A 2226-nucleotide genomic window follows, 5' to 3' on the forward strand; every position below is an offset into this window, starting at 1 on the left:
CGAGTAGTCCTTCATCGCCATCGGCGGTCTTCTCGCTTCCTCCGGATCAAGCAGATCCAGTATCAGCGTGTCCACCACTCAGGGGGAGGCTCCATCGGTGACCGACAGACCCGGTGTCACACATGCGCCGACCGCTCGGTCTCATCTATCAGAGACCTGACGGGCGTCTACAGCCGCAGAGGGAAACGTCTTCCAAGTGCTCGGAGTGCGTCGGAACACTGCGGTCAGGAGACCGGACAAGGCATTCGGCTCCCTTGTCCGAGAGGCTCCCGCTGTACGACGAGTTGAGCCGTTGAACCCTACGCATCCCACCGCAGGAGGTTCTTCGTGGACTGGCATGAATTGGCGATCTGCCAAGGCACTGATCCTGATCTGTTTTTCCCCATCGGTAATGCGAGCAGTGGTCCAACGCTCATCCAGATCGCTGAGGCCAAGGCAGTGTGCCACCGATGCCCCGTGGTCGACCAGTGCCTGAGCTGGGCCCTCGAAATTGATCTGGTGGAGGGAATTTGGGGCGGCACCACAGAAGCGGAACGCCGGGCCATGAGGCGGCGCAGTGCGTCAGGTGCCGACCGGGCCACGGCGAAGCCCGCAGCGTAATCGCGCGCAAACCGAGACGCCGTACGAGCCTGCAGACCGTCTGATTGGGCTGTCGCTCCTGGCCACAACGTCGGTTCCGCACGGGTGTGTCACACCATCGCTGGCCAACCGGTCGTCATGAGGACAGAACATCAAAAATCGCTGCGGGTGATCAGGAATGAGTGATGAGGATGAGCGATGAGAGCCGGCAGGCCGCACCAGAGCAACGGCGAAAAGGCGAGAGCATCGCCCGTTGGGTCGACACCCGGCTGGGCACCCGTGGCGTGACCAGGGCCGCTGCGCGAAGGGTTTTCCCTGACCACCGGTCCTTCATGTTGGGGGAGATCTGTCTCTACAGCTTCCTCATCCTCATCGTCACAGGCGTCTACCTTTCCTTCTACTTTCATCCCTCGTCAGCACCGGTGCGGTACCAGGGAAGTTACGTCCCTCTCCAGGGTCAGCTGGTGTCGGAAGCCTTCGACTCGACCATGCACATCTCCTTCGATGTCCGTGGCGGGCTGCTGATCCGGCAGGCCCACCACTGGGCGGCGCTGGTGTTCGTCTCCAGCATGCTCGTGCACATGATGCGGGTCTTCTTCACTGGGGCGTTTCGCAAGCCGCGCGAGCTCAACTGGGTCTTCGGCTTTCTGCTCCTGATCTTGGGCATGTTCGGTGGTCTGACAGGCTACGACCTACCAGACGACCTCCTCTCCGGCACCGGGCTGGCGGTCGTGAACGGCACCCTCCTCTCCGTACCGATCATCGGCACCTACCTGTCGTGGTTCCTCTTCGGTGGCGAGTTCCCTGGCGATGACCTGGTGGCTCGCTTCAACACGATCCACGTCCTGGTGATCCCGGCCGTCATGCTGCTGCTGATCGTCGTCCACATGGCCCTGAGTCTGCGCCACAAGCACACCCAGTACGCCGGGCCAGGGCGTACGGACAAGAACGTCGTCGGCCTGCCGTTCAAAGTGCACGCGGTGAAGACGGCGGCCTTCGGCCTCATGGTCTGCGGATTCATCTTCATCATCGCGGCGATCGCGCAGGTCAACCCCATCTGGCAATACGGCCCCTACCGAGCTGACCAGGTGTCGGCAGGATCGCAGCCCGACTGGTACATGGGCGTGGCCGACGGGTTGCTGCGCGTTATGCCTGGCTGGGAGATCGACGCCTGGGGCCATACGCTGGCCCTCGACAACGTCATACCGCTGGGCGTGGGTGTCGGCCTTTTCCTCGCGCTGGGCGCCTATCCCTTCATCGAGTCGTGGGTTACCAACGACGATCGAGAGCATCACCTTCTCGACCGGCCGCGGAACCGGCCTGTGCGTACGGCTCTCGGTGCCGCGTGGCTGAGTGTCTATACCGTGGCCCTCCTCGGCGCCGCGAACGATCTGATTGCCACCCGCTTCCACGTCTCCGTCAACGCGGTGACATGGGCCGTCCGTATCGGCCTCTTCACCGTGCCCCTCGTCGTCTTTGTCGTGACGAAACGCTGGGCCCTCGCCCTCCAGTGGGGCGACCGGGAGAAGGTGCTGCACGGTCGCGAGACCGGCGGGCCTTCCCCCGTGAAGGTGGGCACGCGGTTATTGATCACGCGGCGAGCGTGAGTTTAGCGGTGTGGTGTCGGTGTTCGTATTCGTTGGGGCT

At 63.1% G+C, this 2226-nt stretch carries 2 protein-coding genes; both read left to right on the forward strand.

Annotated elements, in window-relative coordinates; genetic code table 11:
* Positions 1–327: 327 nt before the first annotated feature.
* Complete coding sequence (locus ACIBTS_RS49315) at positions 328–600, forward strand: WhiB family transcriptional regulator (protein WP_399328545.1); 273 nt, start codon at positions 328–330, stop codon at positions 598–600.
* A 170-nt stretch (positions 601–770) separates the two neighbouring features.
* A complete protein-coding gene (locus ACIBTS_RS49320) occupies positions 771–2186 on the forward strand; it encodes a cytochrome bc complex cytochrome b subunit (RefSeq protein WP_399328547.1) in 1416 nt (471 codons plus the stop codon).
* Positions 2187–2226 lie beyond the last annotated feature (40 nt).

Source organism: Streptomyces sp. NPDC050121, assembly GCF_044460385.1.
GTDB classification, from domain to species: domain Bacteria; phylum Actinomycetota; class Actinomycetes; order Streptomycetales; family Streptomycetaceae; genus Streptomyces; species Streptomyces soliscabiei.